The sequence below is a fragment of the Vibrio sp. 1F253 genome (genome assembly GCF_041439295.1).
GTDB lineage: Bacteria > Pseudomonadota > Gammaproteobacteria > Enterobacterales > Vibrionaceae > Vibrio > Vibrio tasmaniensis_A.
The window spans coordinates 19,421-38,421 of sequence record NZ_JBGONU010000034.1 but is presented as its reverse complement, the minus strand read 5'-3'; the positions used below and the strand labels follow the sequence as shown (position 1 = coordinate 38,421).

The 19,001-nt window shown below is 44.4% G+C and carries 18 protein-coding genes and 1 other RNA gene; 10 read left to right on the top strand and 9 right to left on the bottom strand.

Annotated features, from left to right (window positions below; translation table 11 throughout):
• Nucleotides 1-129 precede the first annotated feature (129 nt).
• Nucleotides 130-1,281 carry a methionine adenosyltransferase gene (metK, locus tag ACED28_RS16145; protein ID WP_009847676.1) on the bottom strand — a complete coding sequence of 384 codons (1,152 nt, stop codon included), beginning with the start codon at nt 1,279-1,281 and terminating at the stop codon, nt 130-132.
• Between the two features lie 377 nt (nt 1,282-1,658).
• On the opposite strand from metK, the gene tkt reads away from it, so the two are divergent.
• Complete coding sequence (tkt, locus tag ACED28_RS16140) at nt 1,659-3,665, top strand: transketolase (protein ID WP_371710240.1); 2,007 nt, start codon at nt 1,659-1,661, stop codon at nt 3,663-3,665.
• A 74-nt stretch (nt 3,666-3,739) separates the two neighbouring features.
• On the opposite strand, the gene ACED28_RS16135 is transcribed toward tkt, so the two are convergent.
• Nucleotides 3,740-3,976, bottom strand: a complete 237-nt coding sequence (locus ACED28_RS16135; protein WP_135383121.1) for a hypothetical protein — start codon at nt 3,974-3,976, stop codon at nt 3,740-3,742.
• 200 nt (nt 3,977-4,176) lie between these two features.
• Between ACED28_RS16135 and epd the strand changes: the two genes are divergently transcribed.
• The 4 genes from epd (at nt 4,177) to mscS (ending at nt 9,031) form a co-directional block, all read left to right on the top strand.
• The gene (gene epd, locus ACED28_RS16130; RefSeq protein ID WP_029222970.1) at nt 4,177-5,226 is read left to right on the top strand and encodes an erythrose-4-phosphate dehydrogenase; all 1,050 of its coding nucleotides are present in this window, start codon (nt 4,177-4,179) and stop codon (nt 5,224-5,226) included.
• Nucleotides 5,227-5,392: 166 nt separating this feature from the next.
• Nucleotides 5,393-6,556, top strand: coding sequence for a phosphoglycerate kinase (locus ACED28_RS16125; protein WP_009847672.1), 1,164 nt, complete (start codon nt 5,393-5,395; stop codon nt 6,554-6,556).
• Between the two features lie 155 nt (nt 6,557-6,711).
• A complete protein-coding gene (fbaA, locus tag ACED28_RS16120; protein WP_009847671.1) occupies nt 6,712-7,788 on the top strand; it encodes a class II fructose-bisphosphate aldolase in 1,077 nt (358 codons plus the stop codon).
• A 376-nt stretch (nt 7,789-8,164) separates the two neighbouring features.
• A complete protein-coding gene (mscS, locus tag ACED28_RS16115; RefSeq protein WP_371710239.1) occupies nt 8,165-9,031 on the top strand; it encodes a small-conductance mechanosensitive channel MscS in 867 nt (288 codons plus the stop codon).
• A 114-nt stretch (nt 9,032-9,145) separates the two neighbouring features.
• Here mscS and ACED28_RS16110 read toward each other — a convergent pair whose 3' ends face one another.
• The gene (locus ACED28_RS16110; protein ID WP_012604800.1) at nt 9,146-9,775 is read right to left on the bottom strand and encodes a LysE/ArgO family amino acid transporter; all 630 of its coding nucleotides are present in this window, start codon (nt 9,773-9,775) and stop codon (nt 9,146-9,148) included.
• 142 nt (nt 9,776-9,917) lie between these two features.
• Here ACED28_RS16110 and ACED28_RS16105 point away from each other — a divergent pair, with 142 nt between their 5' ends.
• Nucleotides 9,918-10,814: a LysR family transcriptional regulator ArgP gene (locus tag ACED28_RS16105; protein WP_371710238.1), complete on the top strand. Its 897-nt coding sequence runs from the start codon at nt 9,918-9,920 to the stop codon at nt 10,812-10,814.
• 110 nt (nt 10,815-10,924) lie between these two features.
• Entirely contained in the window at nt 10,925-11,638 is a 714-nt protein-coding gene (locus ACED28_RS16100; RefSeq protein ID WP_009847667.1) for an oxidative stress defense protein, read from the top strand.
• A 275-nt stretch (nt 11,639-11,913) separates the two neighbouring features.
• On the opposite strand, the gene serA is transcribed toward ACED28_RS16100, so the two are convergent.
• The 5 genes from serA to zapA all read right to left on the bottom strand — a co-directional run bounded on the left by serA (nt 11,914) and on the right by zapA (nt 15,293).
• Nucleotides 11,914-13,143 (bottom strand): phosphoglycerate dehydrogenase, encoded by a 1,230-nt coding sequence (serA, locus tag ACED28_RS16095; RefSeq protein ID WP_017097288.1) that lies wholly within the window; start codon nt 13,141-13,143, stop codon nt 11,914-11,916.
• A 260-nt stretch (nt 13,144-13,403) separates the two neighbouring features.
• Nucleotides 13,404-14,060, bottom strand: coding sequence for a ribose-5-phosphate isomerase RpiA (gene rpiA / locus ACED28_RS16090; RefSeq protein WP_009847664.1), 657 nt, complete (start codon nt 14,058-14,060; stop codon nt 13,404-13,406).
• Between the two features lie 124 nt (nt 14,061-14,184).
• Nucleotides 14,185-14,784: a 5-formyltetrahydrofolate cyclo-ligase gene (locus tag ACED28_RS16085; RefSeq protein WP_371710237.1), complete on the bottom strand. Its 600-nt coding sequence runs from the start codon at nt 14,782-14,784 to the stop codon at nt 14,185-14,187.
• Between the two features lie 6 nt (nt 14,785-14,790).
• Nucleotides 14,791-14,973: non-coding RNA, 6S RNA (gene ssrS, locus ACED28_RS16080), on the bottom strand.
• A gap of 11 nt (nt 14,974-14,984) precedes the next feature.
• Nucleotides 14,985-15,293: a cell division protein ZapA gene (zapA, locus tag ACED28_RS16075; protein ID WP_004735366.1), complete on the bottom strand. Its 309-nt coding sequence runs from the start codon at nt 15,291-15,293 to the stop codon at nt 14,985-14,987.
• A gap of 307 nt (nt 15,294-15,600) precedes the next feature.
• Between zapA and ACED28_RS16070 the strand changes: the two genes are divergently transcribed.
• The 3 genes from ACED28_RS16070 to ACED28_RS16060 are packed head-to-tail and all read left to right on the top strand — an operon-like array spanning nt 15,601 to nt 18,614.
• Entirely contained in the window at nt 15,601-16,176 is a 576-nt protein-coding gene (locus ACED28_RS16070) for a YecA family protein (RefSeq protein WP_371710236.1), read from the top strand.
• A gap of 24 nt (nt 16,177-16,200) precedes the next feature.
• Nucleotides 16,201-17,379 (top strand): 2-octaprenyl-6-methoxyphenyl hydroxylase, encoded by a 1,179-nt coding sequence (ubiH, locus tag ACED28_RS16065; RefSeq protein ID WP_371710235.1) that lies wholly within the window; start codon nt 16,201-16,203, stop codon nt 17,377-17,379.
• 11 nt (nt 17,380-17,390) lie between these two features.
• Nucleotides 17,391-18,614, top strand: a complete 1,224-nt coding sequence (locus tag ACED28_RS16060) for an FAD-dependent 2-octaprenylphenol hydroxylase (RefSeq protein ID WP_371710234.1) — start codon at nt 17,391-17,393, stop codon at nt 18,612-18,614.
• 127 nt (nt 18,615-18,741) lie between these two features.
• On the opposite strand, the gene ACED28_RS16055 is transcribed toward ACED28_RS16060, so the two are convergent.
• Nucleotides 18,742-18,948, bottom strand: a complete 207-nt coding sequence (locus ACED28_RS16055; RefSeq protein WP_009847660.1) for a DUF1107 domain-containing protein — start codon at nt 18,946-18,948, stop codon at nt 18,742-18,744.
• Nucleotides 18,949-19,001 lie beyond the last annotated feature (53 nt).

Sequence of the window (19,001 nt, the reverse complement as noted above, 5' to 3'; positions counted from 1 at the left end):
TAATAGAAGAATAGAAGAATAGAAGAATAGAAGAATAGAAGAATAGAAGAATAGAAGAATAGAAAGAAAAAAGCCTCTGAGAACAGAGGCTTTTAAAATTACGTTTCAGCTAAGCGTGTTGCGTAATGCTTACAGGCCTGCGAAGTCCGCAAGGATAGCTGCTTTGTCAGTTGCTTCCCAAGGGAACTCTTCGCGACCGAAGTGGCCGTATGCAGCAGTCTGCTTGTAGATAGGCTGAAGAAGGTTCAGCATCTCTTGAAGACCGTATGGACGTAGGTCGAAGTTTTGACGAACTGCTTCAATGATGATTTCGTGCGCTACTTTCTCAGTACCAAACGTTTCAACCATGATAGATGTTGGATCTGCAACACCGATAGCGTAAGACAGTTGAATCTCACAACGGTCAGCCATGCCAGCAGCAACGATGTTTTTCGCAACGTAACGAGCTGCGTAAGCTGCAGAACGGTCAACTTTTGATGGATCTTTACCAGAGAATGCACCGCCACCGTGACGAGCTGCGCCGCCGTAGGTATCAACGATGATCTTACGACCTGTTAGACCACAGTCACCCATTGGCCCACCGATTACGAAACGGCCTGTTGGGTTGATGAAGAAGTTAGTGTCTTTGTTGATCCACTCAGCAGGAAGTACTGGCTTGATGATCTCTTCCATTACCGCTTCACGTAGGTCAGGTGTTGTTACTGAATCACAGTGTTGAGTTGAAAGAACAACAGCGTCGATACCAACGATCTTACCTTGGTCGTATTGGAATGTTACTTGAGATTTCGCATCTGGGCGAAGGAAGTCAAGCTTGCCGCTCTTACGTACTTCAGCTTGCTTCTTAACAAGAAGGTGAGAGTAAGTAATTGGAGCTGGCATTAGGATTGGTGTTTCGTTAGTCGCGTAACCAAACATGATACCTTGGTCGCCTGCGCCTTGATCTTTAGGATCGGCTTTATCAACACCTTGGTTGATGTCTGGAGACTGCTTACCAATTGTGTTTAGTACTGCACAAGAGTCAGCGTCAAAGCCCATATCAGAATGAACATAACCAATTTCACGAACTGTTTCACGAGTGATTTCTTCGATATCAACCCATGCAGACGTGGTTACTTCACCGCCAACCATAACCATGCCGGTTTTTACGTAAGTCTCACAAGCAACACGTGCTTTTGGATCTTGTTCAATGATGGCATCAAGAACAGCATCTGAGATTTGGTCTGCAATTTTATCTGGATGGCCTTCTGAAACAGATTCAGAAGTGAATAGGTGCTTAGCCATGAGAGCTCCACTTTTAGTTTAGTTTTTAGTTGCAAATAGTTAAATGCAAATAGTTTATGCCGTCGCAATCGAGGAAGCGTCGCCATTCAATACAGTATATTTTGTAGGTGTTTCTACATCTAGACGGCTATTTTAAATTCCAACGGTCGAATTACAAGCTCTTTTTTAGGATATGTCATAACTAAACGTTTGCGTGTTGGTAGAGGGAAGCCATTGTTAAGTGGTGTAAATGATCGAAAATTGCGGAAAATGACCGTTAAAGTACCAGTAAAACGTTTGCAGTCGCTATAGTCGTTTGAGAGAATACCCGCGCTAATAAAAATGAAAACTTTAGCATCTATCTCTTTTTTAAATCGCTTATGTATCCAGGAGCAGACATGCCTTCTCGTAAAGATCTAGCCAATGCAATCCGCGCACTTAGCATGGACGGTGTTCAACAAGCAAACTCAGGCCACCCAGGCGCACCTATGGGTATGGCTGACATCGCTGAAGTTCTTTGGCGTGGCCACTTGAACCATAACCCAGCAAACCCAGAGTGGGCTGACCGAGACCGTTTTATCCTGTCTAACGGTCATGGTTCTATGCTGATTTACTCTCTGCTTCACTTAGCAGGTTACGAGCTTTCAATTGAAGACCTAAAAAACTTCCGTCAACTGCACTCTAAGACTCCAGGTCACCCAGAGTACGGTTACGCTCCTGGTATCGAAACAACGACTGGTCCTCTAGGTCAAGGCATCACCAACGCTGTTGGTATGGCGATGGCTGAAAAATCATTGGCTGCACAGTTCAACAAAGAAGGCCACGACATCGTTGATCACTTCACTTATGCGTTCATGGGTGATGGTTGTCTGATGGAAGGTATTTCTCACGAAGCATGTTCTCTAGCGGGTACGCTAGGTCTTGGTAAGCTGGTTGCTTTCTGGGATGACAACGGCATCTCTATCGATGGCGAAGTTGAAGGTTGGTTCTCTGACGATACACCTAAGCGTTTTGAAGCATACGGCTGGCACGTAATCCCAGCCGTTGATGGTCACGATGCTGACGCAATCAATGCGGCTATCGAAGCGGCTAAAGCGGATCCTCGTCCAACACTTATCTGTACTAAGACTATTATCGGTTTTGGTTCACCAAATAAAGCGGGTACGCACGACTGTCACGGTGCTCCACTAGGTGCTGATGAAATCACAGCAACTAAAGCGGCACTTGGTTGGGAGCACGGTCCTTTCGAAATTCCAGCTGATATCGCAGCTGATATCGCAGCTGAGTGGAATGCGAAAGAAGCAGGCGAAGCGAAAGAAGCAGCGTGGAATGCTAAGTTTGACGCATACGCAGCGGCTTACCCAGAACTAGCAGCTGAATTCAAACGTCGTACTAACGGCGATCTTCCAGCTGAGTGGGAAGAGAAAGCAAACGCAATCATTGCTGATCTTCAAGCTAACCCAGCAAACATCGCATCACGTAAAGCATCTCAAAATGCTCTAGAAGCATTCGGTGCTATGCTACCTGAATTCATGGGCGGCTCTGCTGACCTTGCGCCTTCTAACCTGACTATGTGGTCTGGTTCTAAGTCGCTTGAAGCGAACGACTTCTCAGGTAACTACATCCACTACGGTGTACGTGAATTCGGTATGACTGCAATCATGAACGGTATTGCTCTGCACGGTGGTTTCGTACCATACGGCGCAACGTTCCTAATGTTCATGGAATACGCACGTAACGCAATGCGTATGGCTGCTCTGATGAAAATTCAGAACATTCAAGTTTACACGCATGACTCTATCGGTCTTGGCGAAGATGGTCCTACTCACCAACCGGTTGAGCAGATCGCTTCTCTACGTCTGACTCCAAACATGAGCACATGGCGCCCATGTGACCAAGTTGAGTCTGCTGTTGCTTGGAAACTAGCAATCGAACGCAAAGATGGTCCTTCTGCACTTATCTTCTCTCGTCAAAACCTTGCACAGCAAGATCGTGACGCTGAGCAAGTAGCTAACATCGCTAAGGGTGGTTACATCCTGAAAGATTGTGAAGGCAAACCAGAGCTTATCCTTATCGCTACAGGTTCTGAAGTTGAGCTTGCAGTTGAAGCTGCTGCACAACTAACCGCTGAAGGTAAATCCGTACGCGTAGTATCTATGCCTGCAACTGATGCGTTCGACAAGCAAGACGCTGAGTACCGTGAGTCTGTACTTCCATCTGACGTTACAGCACGTATCGCAGTAGAAGCTGGCATTGCTGACTTCTGGTACAAGTACGTTGGCTTCGGTGGCAAGATCATCGGTATGACAACGTTCGGCGAATCCGCACCAGCAGGCGAGCTATTCAAAATGTTCGGTTTCACTACTGAAAACGTAGTAAACACTGCAAAAGAGCTTCTTGCTTAATCATTCGTTGTAACGCGAATAGAAAAAAACCGAGCCACTGGCTCGGTTTTTTATTTGGCTTTCAGAAACATGAGTTACTCGAATTCATTTCCCCAATTATCAAGTTCTCTAGTCCCACAGACCTTACATTCAACGTAACGATCCATGTTGTAGTAATGACCACCATTGATAATTGAATTAGCAAACAGCTTTATTCTTCCTAACAAAGTTTTGTCGGTATCATAGCTGCTTGTTTGGCGAACAAGAATTTCACTATGTGGCGTTTCTTTATTGCACGTTTTACAAAAATGAGTCGCTGGAAATCCAGACATAACCTTTTCCTTTGGTTGAGAAAACTAGGTTAGAAACAGCCGTAGAATTAGGTCAGACTCATTTTTTATGATTACATTGAAATGGCTGATATGCCATGTTAATGGATTGTTTTTGTCGAGTTATACCACTCAATTAATGCGCTTTGAATAGGATTCAGTTATCATCTGTTGCACGAAATTTTGGTTAGATGTACGGAACTATGCTAAAAGTCGCGATAAATGGATTTGGACGAATAGGGCGCAATGTATTGCGCGCTGTCTATGAAAGTGGCAAAAGCCAACAAATCAAAGTAGTAGCGGTCAATGAGCTTGCTCAACCTGACGCTATGGCTCACCTATTGCAATACGACACCAGTCACGGCCGCTTCGGCAAGAAAATCTCTAACGATCAAGAGCACATCTATGTTCATCATGGCATTGGTGCTGAAGATAAAGGAGAGTTTGATACGATTCGTATCTTACACCTTGCTGATATTGAGTTGTTACCTTGGCGTGACCTTGAGGTTGATATTGTTCTCGATTGTACCGGTGTTTACGGTTGCCGAGATGATGGCCTAGCGCACATCGCTGCTGGAGCTAAAAAGGTACTGTTTTCACACCCTGGAGCTAACGACCTTGATAACACCATTATCTATGGTGTAAATCACGATACTATCGAAGCTGACCACCGAATCGTTTCCAATGGTTCATGCACCACTAACTGTATTGTCCCTATCATTAAAGTACTTGATGATGCCTTTGGTATTGAGTCAGGTACCATTACGACCATTCACTCTTCAATGAATGATCAGCAAGTTATTGATGCATACCATAGCGACTTGCGTCGTACTCGAGCAGCAAGCCAATCTATCATTCCTGTCGACACTAAATTGCATAAAGGTATTGAAAGAATCTTCCCGAAATTTTCTAACAAGTTCGAAGCGATATCTGTGCGTGTGCCGACGGTAAACGTCACTGCGATGGATTTAAGTGTCACAATTAATACAAATGTGAAAGTTAATGACGTAAATCAAACCATTGTTAATGCTTCCCAGTGTACATTACACAATATAGTTGACTATACTGAAGCGCCGCTCGTTTCCATCGACTTTAATCACGATCCCCATAGCGCAATCGTTGATGGTTCACAAACTCGAGTGAGCAATGGCACCTTAGTGAAAATGCTGGTGTGGTGTGACAATGAATGGGGCTTTGCGAACCGAATGCTGGATACGGTTCTTGCAATGCAAGCTTCAGAAGGCAAGAAGTAAGACCTAGAAGCAAATGTGTGGATTATTTATTTTTTAGCTTGAAATAAATACTAAGTGTCCACATATTATTAGCAGTTAAAGCATTACCAGTTGAATAATTTATAGGCTTAGCAGGGTTGCTGAGTTTCCAAAACTTTATTTTTATTTAAATTTGAGAGGACAAATCATGTCTGTGATCAAGATGACTGACCTGGAACTTGCAGGTAAACGCGTATTCATCCGTGCTGACCTAAACGTACCAGTAAAAGACGGTAAAGTAACTTCAGATGCACGTATCCTAGCATCTCTACCAACTATCAAACTTTGCCTAGAAGCTGGCGCAAAAGTTATGGTTACTTCTCACCTTGGTCGTCCTACTGAAGGCGAGTACAACGAAGAGTTCTCTCTAGCTCCTGTAGTTAACTACCTAAACGACGCACTAGACTGTGACGTTAAACTAGCGAAAGATTACGTAAATGGTCTTGAGCTAAACGCTGGTGAACTAACGGTTCTTGAAAACGTTCGCTTTAACAAAGGCGAGAAGAAGAACGAAGAAGCTCTTTCTAAGCAATACGCTGCACTATGTGACATCTTCGTAATGGATGCATTCGGTACAGCTCACCGTGCTCAAGCGTCTACACACGGTGTGGGTACTTACGCTCCTGTAGCATGTGCTGGTCCTCTTCTAGCTGCTGAGCTTGAAGCGCTTGGCAAAGCAATGGACAACCCAGCTCGCCCGCTAGTGGCTATCGTTGGTGGTTCTAAAGTTTCTACTAAACTTACCGTTCTAGAATCTCTTTCTAAAATCGCTGACCAACTTGTTGTTGGCGGTGGTATCGCGAACACGTTCATCGCTGCTGAAGGCCACAACGTAGGTAAGTCTCTATACGAAGCTGACCTAGTTGAAACGGCTCAGAAACTAATGAAAGAGTGTGCTATCCCTGTAGCGACTGACGTTGCATGTGCTAAAGCATTCGACGAAAACGCAGAAGCTGAAATCAAGCACGTTTCTGAAGTTCAAGACGACGACATGATCTTCGACCTTGGTCCAGATTCAACTGCTGCTCTAGCTGAAATCATCGGCAACGCGAAAACGATTCTTTGGAACGGCCCTGTAGGCGTCTTCGAATTCAAGAACTTCGAAGCGGGTACAGCTGGTATCTCTAAAGCAATCGCTGACTCTGAAGGTTTCTCAGTAGCAGGCGGTGGTGACACGCTAGCGGCTATCGACAAGTTCGGTATCAAAGCAGATGTTTCTTACATCTCTACTGGTGGCGGCGCTTTCCTTGAGTTTGTTGAAGGTAAAGTACTTCCTGCAGTAGCAATGCTTGAAGAGCGTGCTAAAGCGTAATTGATTTAGAAAGGCGAGATACGAATCTCGCCTTTTAACGTTTGCTGCATATCACACTTATTTGCTAGAATAGCGGAAGTTGTGAGCAAACGATTGCAAATTTTTAAACTTAAGTTTTTTATCTTAAAACGAATAGAATAAATAGGACTATTTCCATGTCTAAGATCTTCGATTTTGTAAAACCTGGTGTAATTTCTGGCGATGACGTACAGAAAGTATTTGAAGTAGCAAAAGAAAACAAATTTGCTCTTCCTGCAGTAAACGTTGTTGGTACTGACTCTATTAACGCAGTACTAGAAGCGGCTGCTAAAGTTAAGTCTCCAGTTGTTGTTCAGTTCTCTAACGGCGGCGCTGCATTCTTCGCAGGTAAAGGCGTTAAACTTGAAGGTCAAGGCGCACAAGTTCTTGGTGCTGTAGCTGGTGCAAAATACGTACACGCTGTCGCTGAGTCTTACGGTGTTCCAGTTATCCTGCATACTGACCACGCTGCTAAGAAACTTCTACCATGGATCGATGGTCTACTAGACGCTGGTGAAGAGTTCTTCGCACAAACTGGTAAGCCTCTATTCTCTTCTCACATGCTAGACCTTTCTGAAGAGTCTCTAGAAGAGAACATCGAAACATGTGCTACTTACCTAGCTCGCATGGCTAAAATGGACATGACAATCGAGATCGAACTTGGTTGTACTGGTGGTGAAGAAGACGGCGTTGATAACTCTGATATGGACGCATCTGAGCTTTACACTTCTCCAGAAGACGTAGCATACGCATACGAGAAGCTAATGGCTGTTAGCCCACGTTTCACTATCGCTGCATCTTTCGGTAACGTACACGGTGTTTACCAAGCTGGTAACGTTGTACTTACTCCAACTATCCTACGTGACTCTCAAGCATACTGTGCAGAGAAGTTCGGTATTGCACCTAACGCTCTAAACTTCGTATTCCACGGTGGTTCTGGTTCTTCTGAAGCAGAAATCCAAGAGTCTATCGGCTACGGTGTTATCAAAATGAACATCGATACTGATACACAGTGGGCAACTTGGGATGGTATCCGTCAGTACTCTGCTGATAACTTCGATTTCCTACAAGGTCAAATCGGTAACCCAACTGGCGAAGCTGCGCCAAACAAGAAGTACTACGATCCACGCGTATGGCTACGTGCTGCTCAGTCTTCGATGGTTACTCGTCTTGAGAAAGCATTCGCTGACCTTAACGCTGTAGACGTACTATAATTCTTTGAATTAAGTACTCTTTAAGTTTTAAAAACCCGTTCATTGAGCGGGTTTTTTTATGTCTGATAAAAACTTGTATTAAATATGTGAAAAACCTAGCCTACGGTGAATAAATTTCGTAGTCTTTTAGTTATCGGTATTTGCGTTTATTGGTAAGTTTTATTAATTCAAAAGCTTACATAAATATGACTTTGCAATCGGTCAAAGATAGGATATCGTGCCGAAAAACTGGACCTGGTTCAGTTTATAAAAAGGACTTGGCTTTAATTTACTTTTAACACAGTGACTTAACAGGAGTTGAACTGTTTATTATTGTAAAAGTAAGTTTGGCTTAAGACAGTTTAGCTCATAGCATATTATATAGAGGATGCACATTATGGCTGATAGTTCGACAGCGCTTGAGACTCCAATTGTGGATGGTTTATCTCAGGCCGAGCAGTGGTTAACAAATAATTCAGATCTATTTATCCAATACGGTGTAAACATTATCTCTGCACTGATAATTCTATTTATTGGTAACTTGATTGTTAAAGCAGTCGCGAATAGCGTATCTAAGGTTCTTGAGAAGAAGAAGATGGACCGAGCTGTTGTGGAATTTATCCACGGTTTAGTTCGTTACTTATTGTTTGTTATTGTTCTTATCGCTGCACTTGGTCGTTTAGGCGTTCAAACTGCGTCTGTAGTTGCTGTTATTGGTGCGGCTGGTTTAGCCGTTGGTCTTGCGCTGCAAGGCTCACTATCTAACTTTGCAGCGGGTGTACTTATCGTTGCATTCCGTCCATTCAAGTCTGGTGACTACGTGGAAATTGGTGGTGTAGCGGGTTCAGTTGATTCAATTCAGATCTTCCAAACTGTTTTAACAACACCAGACAATAAAATGGTTGTAGTACCTAACGGAAGCGTTATCGGTAGCCCAATCACTAACTATTCTCGTCATGCGACGCGCCGTATTGACCTAATGATTGGTGTTTCTTACAACGCTGATCTTCAGAAGACAAAAGCGCTACTGACTAAGATCTGTGAATCTAATGAGCGCGTATTGAAAGATCCAGGTGTTCAAGTAGGTGTTCACACGCTAGCTGATTCTTCAGTTAATTTTGTTGTTCGTCCATGGGTTAGCACAGCTGACTACTGGAATGTTTATTTCGACCTTATGCAAGCTATCAAAGAAGGCTTGGATAACGAAGGTATCGAAATCCCATTCCCGCAAATGGATGTACACATGAATAAAGTTGAAGCTTAATTTCTAGTTAGTTTTTATAGCTATTAGCTTCTATAAGGAAAGGCGGATAACTTAGGTTATTCGCCTTTTTTGTTGGATGAGTAAAGTTTGTTTGATGACTAAAGAAGAATAGGTTTACCCGTATTGCTCAATGAGTCCATTGGCGAGCACAAGTGCAATAGCGAACATCATGGTTGCTACTGCGATATCGATGCCTTTCTTAACTTTAGGTTTCGATAGCGTTGGACCTAGCTTTGCTGCGCCCAATGATAGGGAATAAAACCACACGAATGAAGCTAAGATAGTCCCCATCGCAAACGCAACTCTGTCGTTGCCTTCAAATTGCCCACCAATAGATCCAAGAATCACCACGGTATCCAAATAGAGGTGTGGGTTTAATACTGTTACAGCTAATGCACCCAAAATAACGGTGCGTTTGCCACGAGCTAATACCTCACCTTTTGATTCATCACTGGTGCGCGTTTTGAATGCACTGCGCAGTGATAGCAAACCATATACCGTTAGAAAAGCGATACCGCCCAATGTCACAGAGGTAAGCAGCAATTCATTTTGAGACAGAATTGCTCCGCCACCAAAAATACCCAATGAGATAAACAGGGTATCGAGCAGGCTACAAATCGTTGCAGTCGTTAAATGATGATTGCGTTTTATGCCTTGATTTAGGACGTACGCATTTTGTGCGCCTATCGGGATTATCATACTTGCCCCTAGACCAAAACCTTGCAATAAAACCCAAAAACTCATTTTAACCTCCACTTAATTAACGATATTTACGTGCTATGTGGCGAAGATACTCCGACCCTTTAAATAAGTATAATTAATGATTTTAATCCATTATTAGAGTTGCTAATGTGGTGTTGGGTTAGCTTAAAAAGGAAGCAAATTGATGCGTGGATTGGATTATAAATGGATTGAAGCACTGGATGCCGTTGTGAAACAACGTAGCTTTGAGAGGGCCGCTGAGCAGTTATACATCTCCCAATCAGCGGTGTCCCAACGTATCAAACAGCTAGAAAAGTGGTTAGCCCAGCCTGCGCTGGTGAGAGAAAACCCACCAAGGCCTACACCAGCAGGAAAAAAGCTGTTGGGTTTGTATCGTCGTGTTCGCTTGTTAGAGCACGATCTTGTGCCTGAGTTAATGAATGAAGAGGGTACTCAACCACTATCTATATCCATAGCCACCAACGCTGATAGTTTGGCGACATGGTTGTTACCTGCACTGTCGGATGTGATGAAGTCTCGTCAAGTCGAGTTGAACCTCGCGATTCATGGTGAGTCTAGAACCATTGAAAAAATAAAAAGCGGTGAGGTTGCCGGTGCGATCAGTTTAGAACCTCAAGCGATTCCTGGGTGCAGTGCAGACTACCTCGGTAGGATGGATTATGTGTGTGTGGCGAGCCCTGAGTTTCATCAGCGTTACTTTTCAGAGGGCGTAAACTACGCCACCTTAAGCAAAGCGCCTGCGGTTTCCTATGATCAATACGATGATCTGCATAAGAAATTTCTACATGATCATTTCAATGTACCCAGAGACAGTGTGATCAATCATACGGTCGGCAGTTCAGAAGCATTTGTGCGCTTGGCATTATCGGGTGTTGCCTATTGCTTGATTCCTCGATTGCAGATTATCGAGGAACTAGAGTCTGGTGCTTTGATTGATATTACCCCTGGTTTTCTGCTGTCTTATCGCATCTATTGGCACCATTGGCAGCTTGAGAGTGGGGTGCTAAAAGAGGTATCCCAAGCGATATTAAGTTTTGCTCACAATCATTTACCTCAGTAAGTTGTTGGTTTTTTCAGCGTCAAAGTTCTGTTAGATGTGCACAATCAGGATTGGCTAAACGATAAATTACTCTATGATGGAAGGACATTTGTTTAGCATAGGTCTACCTAATGAAGTTTGTACCAAAGATGTTAGCAACGTCTCTTACTCTTACGGCTGCGTTGAGTGCTGTGAGCTTTCCATCACTGGCTGACTCTCCATCCTTTCCGCATATTTCAACAACAGGTTATGGTGAAGTCATCGCGACACCGGATATGGCGACATTCTCAGTGAGAGTGGTAGAGTCAACGATGACGGCTGAACAGGCTAAAAGTACTGTTGATAAAGTGGTAACGGGCTTTCTAAATAAGCTGCACCAAGCCGGCGTAGATGAGGCGAGCGTACACAGCTCTAATCTGTACCTATCTCCTCAGTACCATTATCCCAAAGATGGCAAACCAGAATTGGTTGGCTACCGCGCTTCACGTAATGTGAGCGTTCAAGTGAATGAGCTCGCTAATCTCAATGAGTACATGGATATTGCAATAGGACAGGGTATTAACCAGATCGATAATATCCAACTGCAAGTTCGTGACCAAGCCAAGTATCAAGAGCAAGCACGCTTAGAAGCGATCAAAGATGCGACATCAAAAGCTAAATCATTAGCGAGTGGTTTTGAGCGTGAGCTCGGTGATGTTTGGCGTGTTGATTACAACGCACAATCTTCTCAGCCTGTGCTAATGCGTTCAATGGCGATGGATGCAAGAACAGAATCGAACTCTTATGAAGACTCAACGATCACCATTCGTGATCGTGTCAATGTGATCTATCAGATCGAAGAGTAACAGCAGCTTTATAGAAGGTTTTGGATCATGATGATCTAATACCAATCGTAGTAAATAACTGTTCACCCTAGCTTGTTAAAATGCTCAATAACTGTGTTAGAATTTTTGATTGTAGAATAAATACTTATCGAAAAATTCCGCCTTGTTCTCAAGCCTTTTTCCTACGCTATTTTTGATCACTTACTTACTGTGATTGGTATAATTACCTACGATAGGCCAAATACTAAAAAGGCTCTCATGATGAGAGCCTTTTTTATGCATTTTGAGTGCGATGATTAGTGAAGAAGACGAGCACGGATTGTGCCTTCGATCTCTTTCAGTTTAAGCAGTGCTTCTTCAGAGCGATCGGCTTCTACATCGATAACAACATAACCCATATCTGCTGCAGTCTGTAGGTACTGACCCGCGATGTTGATCCCTTCTTCTGCGAAGATGGTGTTGATCTGAGTTAGGATACCTGGGCGGTTCTCATGGATGTGTAGCAAACGAGAAGTACCTGTATGCAATGGCAGTGATACCTCTGGGAAGTTAACACTTGATAGCGTAGAGCCGTTATCAGAGTATTTCGCTAGTTTACCAGCAACTTCAACTCCGATGTTCTCTTGTGCTTCTTGAGTTGAACCACCCACATGAGGCGTTAGAATCACGTTATCGAACTGCATTAATGGAGACTCAAACGGGTCTGCATTGGTTTTTGGTTCTGTTGGGAAAACATCAATAGCCGCACCAGACAGGTGACCAGAATCCAGAGCGCCACACAGAGCAGGGATGTCAACTACCGTGCCACGAGCTGCATTGATAAAGATAGAGCCAGGCTTCATGCGCTCGAACTCTTCTTTACCCATCATGTCTTTAGTTTCATTGGTTTCAGGTACGTGTAAAGAGATCACGTCACACTTATTCAGCAACTCGGTCATAGTATGAACTTGAGTGGCATTACCTAGAGACAGCTTGTTTTCGATATCGTAAAAGTAAACACGCATACCAAGGTTTTCAGCAATAATACCCAGCTGAGTACCGATGTGACCGTAGCCAATAATACCTAAACGCTTACCACGAGCTTCGTAAGAGTTGTCTGCACTCTTTTTCCAGATACCACGGTGAGCAAGAGCATTCTTCTCTGGAATACCGCGAAGCAGTAATAGAACCTGACCTAGAACGAGTTCAGCAACACTTCGAGTGTTTGAGAACGGTGCATTGAAAACAGGGATACCGCGCTTTGCTGCTGCTTGAAGGTTGACTTGGTTGGTACCAATACAGAAACAACCGACTGCAACCAGCTTTTCAGCCGCATCAATAACTTCTTGGGATATGTTGGTGCGAGAACGGATACCAATGAAGTGAGCATCTTTAACTGCTTCAAGAAGTTCATCTTCAGGTAGTGAGCCTTTGTGGTACTCAATGTTTGTGTAACCAGCGGCTTGCAGTACTTCTACAGAAGAAGGGTGAAGACCTTCTAGAAGTAGAATTTTTATTTTTTCTTTTTCCAGTGAAACTTTGGCCATTGTTCTCGTCCTTAAAATGGAAAGGTTGGGCAAATGCGGCGCACGTGCTACAAAATGGCTGAAAGGGGAACAAATTCACCACTTTGTTAGGAGACAAACGTTTTCCCTGTGCGTCTTCTGAACAATAAAGTAACAAAAAAAAAATGTTTTGGGTAAGAAAATTACGGAATAAGACATAATTTTACAGCAATAAAGCAAAAAAACGGCGCCCTAGGGCACCGTCTGTAATGAAGTAACAGAAAACCTCAATCTTCTATTATTTATTCTTCGATTTTTGCACCTTCAGGCGTGCCAGTGATAACTACATCAGCACCACGGTGAGCGAACAGACCAACCGTTACCACACCAGCGATACCATTGATGATATCTTCTAGCTGTTTTGGGTTTTCGATCGCCATGCCGTACACATCTAGGATCACGTTGCCGTTATCGGTTGTGCAGCCTTCGCGGTAAACTGGGTCACCACCAAGTTTTACGAGTTCACGTGCTACGTATGAACGTGCCATTGGGATAACTTCAACAGGCAGTGGGAATTTACCCAACACATCAACTGCTTTGGTACCATCAACGATACAAATAAACTTATCAGAGATAGCTGCTACGATTTTTTCACGAGTCAAAGCAGCGCCGCCGCCTTTGATCATATCGCGAGAACCGTTAATCTCGTCAGCGCCATCAACATAGATGTCTAGCTTGAATACGTCGTTGCATTCGAATACTTTGATTTCTAGCGCTTCTAGTTTTTCAGTAGAGGCTACAGAGCTTGAAACCGCACCCTTGATTTTGTCTTTCATTGTGCCAAGTGCGTCGATGAAGTGATTTACTGTTGAGCCAGTACCTACACCTACAATGCTGCCTTCTTCAACATATTGAAGTGCTGCCCAGCCCGCTGCTTTTTTCATTTCATCTTGAGTCATGCCATTCTCCTGAATAAGGTCTTGCGCTTTGAATTAATCGTTTGCGTAATGATGAAGTTAACGTTTAGATATTGGGGTAACTTTTGGATATCGAGGTTAACGTTTGCGGCGCGATTATAGCGCTTTAATGGTTGTTTTCCCATTGCCAAGTTTTACTCGGAGTCACGATTTTAGGTAACGGAATGTCCCATTCTTCAATTGGCAGTGTATCGACATGCTGGCAATCATGAGCCAAACCAATTGGCGTTGCGCCTTCACCCGTCTCGAACCATCGAGCCAAGGTGCGATCGTAATATCCGCCGCCCATGCCTAAGCGATGCCCTTGAGAGTCAAAGCCTACAAGGGGAGTCAGAATGAGATCGAGTTGCTGACAAGGTTTAACCAGCATTTGATTGAGCTGAGGTTCGACAATGCCGTACTTATTCAAAACAGTGGGTGTGGTTGGAGAGTAATGTAGAAACAGCAGATGTCCGGCCGAGAAGGGGTGTAATACTGGTAAATAAGTTTGCTTGCCTTGCGCCCATAACCATTCAATTAAAGGCTGGGTATCGAGTTCGCCATCAATGGAAATATAGAGGGCGATATGTTGAGCTGACTGAATCTCATCAAGCTGAGAGCACTGCTTAACTAAGTCCATACCGGATTGAGTTTGTTGGTCGCCAGATAAGGCATTGCGTTTGATACGGATCTGTTTGCGAAATTCGCTGCGTGTGAGCGTCTTCATAAGAAGGGATACCCCAAAGTGCCGTTGAGAATAGATGGCCCTTGAACCAGCGAGTTCAAGGCGGATCAGCAATGATTACCGTAGGCTTCTCGGCGGACCGAGCATGCTCAATAGCACTCAAGTACTAACCCTTAGGGATTGCTTATCGGCTCGGGGACGTGAATCCTCTGACAAACACTCCAGGGTAAATTTTGTGTACGCTATTGCTGTCCGTGCTTAACTTTACTGAGGACATCTGAAAGTGATGTCGTGAGCTGTTCCATTCGCTCGGTCAGTGCGTTTTGTTCATCATTTGCTTCAAACTTCTTGGTTTGTAATTCATAGCAAATGTTCAGAGCTGCGATCGTTAGCAGCTTCACTTCATTGGTTACCTTAGTACGTTCAGCCATCTCTTTCAATCGATTATCAAGATCGGCCGCCGCTGCAATCAATGACTCTTCTTGCCCTGGGGGACAATTCACTCGAGTCAGTTTTCCTAATATTTCAACGTCTACCGCTTGATTACTCATGATGGATGAACTCTTTAACGCACTATTTAAGGCTGTTGCTCTTTATCATTTTTTGAGAAAGAAAAAGTGCAAGTACCGATGAGGAAGCAATCTCCTCTGAGGGAGAAACTATAGGTAAACCGCTATTAAGATTCAAGCTTTTCAGAGTGACTGTTTGTAAATGAGAGCTTGAGCACACAGTAATTCAGCAAATTGAACAATTGGTAGTCAGTCATCCTTCAATTGCTCAGGATCGACGCTTACCAGAATTGGGGTGAAGTGGTACGATTATACTATCGATATAAAGAATAACTGAGCGAGCTATCTGATGAGCGAAACTACTTTACCTGACTACCTAACGGTTGCGACTGAACTTCAATCGGCAAGCCTAGCCGTAAACCCTGCTGAGATGCATGGTTTATTAACGGGTATGTTGAGCGGAGGCTTAAACCTAGCAGATAAAAGCTGGCAACCACTTATCTTTGATTACACCAATGAAGGCATGGGGTGGCCAGATCGCGCATTAACGTTAGCGGAAGCTACATTAAAGGTGACGACCAGAGAAATCACAGGTTCAGGCATGGAACTGTCTATGTTGCTGCCTGATGAAGACGCAAGCGCAAGCTTGTTTGATTTGGCTGATGGTGTGTCAGATTGGATTAACCACTTTATTTCTGGTTTAGGCTTGGTTGGCGCTCAATTGAATAAAGCGTCTGACGGTACCAAAGAAGCATTAGCTGATCTTGAAGAGATGGCAAAGCTAGGCATTGACGAAGACGATGATATGGAAGAGCAGGCGCAGCTTCTAGAGCACGTTATTGAACACGTCAAAGCGTGTGCACTAACGATTCATGCTGAATTCGGTGCTCGCCCATCTGAAGATGCGGCTCCAACCATTCATTAATCCGCTTGTCGGTTTGAGGTTATAATGGCTCAGTATGATGTTGTAATTGCTGGTGGCGCAATGGCGGGGGCGACCTTAGCCCTTGCTCTGAATCACCTCAGTCAAGGTTCTCTATCGATCGCGGTAGTAGAGCCTTATCAGGTTGATCATCAAGCTCACCCAGGCTTTGATTCTCGTTCGATTGCTTTGTCTTATGGCACGGTACAGATCCTCGACTCTTTGCAGTTGTGGCAATCTATCGCTCCCGTTGCAACTCCGATCAAAGATATCCATGTGTCGGATAGGGGCCATGCCGGAATGACGGACATCTACAGCGAAGAGCTTGCTGTTGATGCGCTTGGCTATGTGGTCGAGTTGGCGGATGTGGGGCGAATCTATCAGCAGAAGCTTGAATCAGAAGCTGCAATTACGATGCTTTGCCCTGAGTCTGTTAGAACCGTTGAACGTGATGAATCGTTAACGACGATTGAGCTGACAAGTGGGCAGACAGTAAGCACTAAGTTATTGGTTGCTGCTGACGGTGCTATCTCAACCTGTTGTCAGCAACTGAATATCCCATTGAGCGAACATGACTTTGAACAAGTTTCGGTGATTGCCAATATTGTTGCTAGTGAACCGCATCAAGGTCGAGCCTTTGAGCGTTTTACTCATCATGGGCCAGTTGCTCTGTTACCGATGAGCGACAACCGTTTATCGCTAGTTTGGTGTTTGTCACCGGAACAAGCACAAAAAGTGGTGGCCTTAAACGACAACGAATTTCTTGAGCAGTTACAGAATGACTTCGGTTGGCGACTTGGCCGACTAGAGAAAGTCGGCAAGCGTGCGAGCTACCCACTGATTCTTCGCCACCGACAGCAAAATATCTCTCATCGATTTGCCATTGTTGGCAATGCTGCTCAAACACTTCACCCTATTGCGGGACAAGGTTTTAATCTTGGCATTCGTGATGTGGCTTCCTTGGCGGAAGAGTTATGTACTCAATTGGATGATGTGGGTCGTTACACAGGTCTTGTTAACTTTAGAAAGCGCAGAGAACAAGACAGAGACACGACGATTACGTTGACTTCAAGCCTAGTTCATCTGTTCTCAAACGATTTTTTGACCGCTCGTATTGGGCGAAACCTTGGGTTAGCCGTAATTGATAACCTTCCACCACTTAAAGGTCCACTTTTGCGTCATACGCTTGGCCTAGTAGAAAGATAAGGTAATAAATAATGATGCAAAGTGTTGATATCGCGATTGTTGGCGGTGGCATGGTTGGCCTAGCGCTTGCGGCTGCACTGAAAGACAGCGATCTAAGGATTGCGGTGATTGAAGGCAGAGCGCCTAGCGAAGGGCTTAGCGAATTGCCTGATGTGCGTGTGTCGGCATTGAGCCGCTCGAGTGAAGTGATTCTTCGCAATCTAGGCGCATGGCAAGGTATCGAACAAAGACGTGCTGCGCCCTACCAAGCGATGGAAGTGTGGGAACAAGACAGCTTTGCTCGCATTGAGTTTGACTCAACACGCTTAGCACAGCCTAACCTAGGCCATATTGTAGAAAACCGCGTAATCCAATTAGCGCTGCTTGATCAGGTTAAGAAGCAAGATAATGTCAGCCTATACATGCCTGCAACGTGTAAAACGATGGCGATTGGTGAGAGCGAAGCATGGCTAACGTTAGACAACGGCCAAGCGCTGACAGCAAAGTTAGTTGTTGGAGCTGACGGTGCAAACTCTTGGGTTCGCAAGCAACAAGATATCCCATTAACTCATTGGGATTACGGCCACAGTGCGATTGTCGCGAACATCAAAACCTCAGAGCAGCACCATAGCGTTGCTCGTCAAATATTTACACCTCAAGGCCCATTGGCGTTCCTGCCAATGCAGCCAAGCAAAATGAGCTCGATAGTTTGGTCTACGGAGCCTAATCGTGCCGAGAAGCTTGTATCAATGTCGGATGCTGATTTTAATAAGCAGCTAACGGCAGAGTTCGACTCAAAACTTGGTTTATGCGAAGTGGTTGGTGACCGTTTTGCCTTCCCACTGCGCATGCGTTATGCACGTGACTTTGCTGTAGAGCGTGTCGCTTTGGTGGGGGATGCTGCTCATACTATTCACCCATTAGCAGGGCAAGGCGTGAACCTTGGTCTATTAGACGCAGCAAGCTTAGCGCAAGAGCTGTTAACACTATGGGCTTCTGGTGAGGATATTGGCACCAAGCGCAACCTTCGTGGCTATGAGCGCTGGAGAAAAGCTGAGGCGGCGAAAATGATTGCTTCAATGCAGGGCTTTAAAGATCTGTTTGAAGGCGATAATCCGGCTAAGAAGCTAATTCGTGGTATCGGTATGAAGCTTGCTGGTCAATTACCGGGTGCGAAAGATGAGATAATGAAGCGAGCGCTGGGGTTGTCGGGCAATCTTCCGGATTTAGCTAAGCGCCCCGTAGCACACCGATAGTCGCGTGAGATGGATTGCTGTTGATGGTCAGTAGCTAAAGTTGATAGCAATTGACGACATCACGAACACGAAAAAAGGGTTGGCATAATGCCAACCCTTTTTGTTTTTAATTCTTTAGACTATCAGATCATGCGTACGCGCAGCGCAGTTTCATGATTTCACTATTTATTTCTTTCACGGTTTGGAAGTGACGCTTCTCTGCTCGGTCTGGTAGTACGAGTTTACCGTTATCAAACTCAAATTTACCTACGCCGTAAATGTAGATTCGTCCTTTGAAAAGTCGACTTACATGTTTAGCAATCATACTCGGTGTATAGCGCTTAAACAGTCTCATTTTTAATTATCCTTATATTTACCTAGCCTGCATATTATAGAAAAACTCCGAGA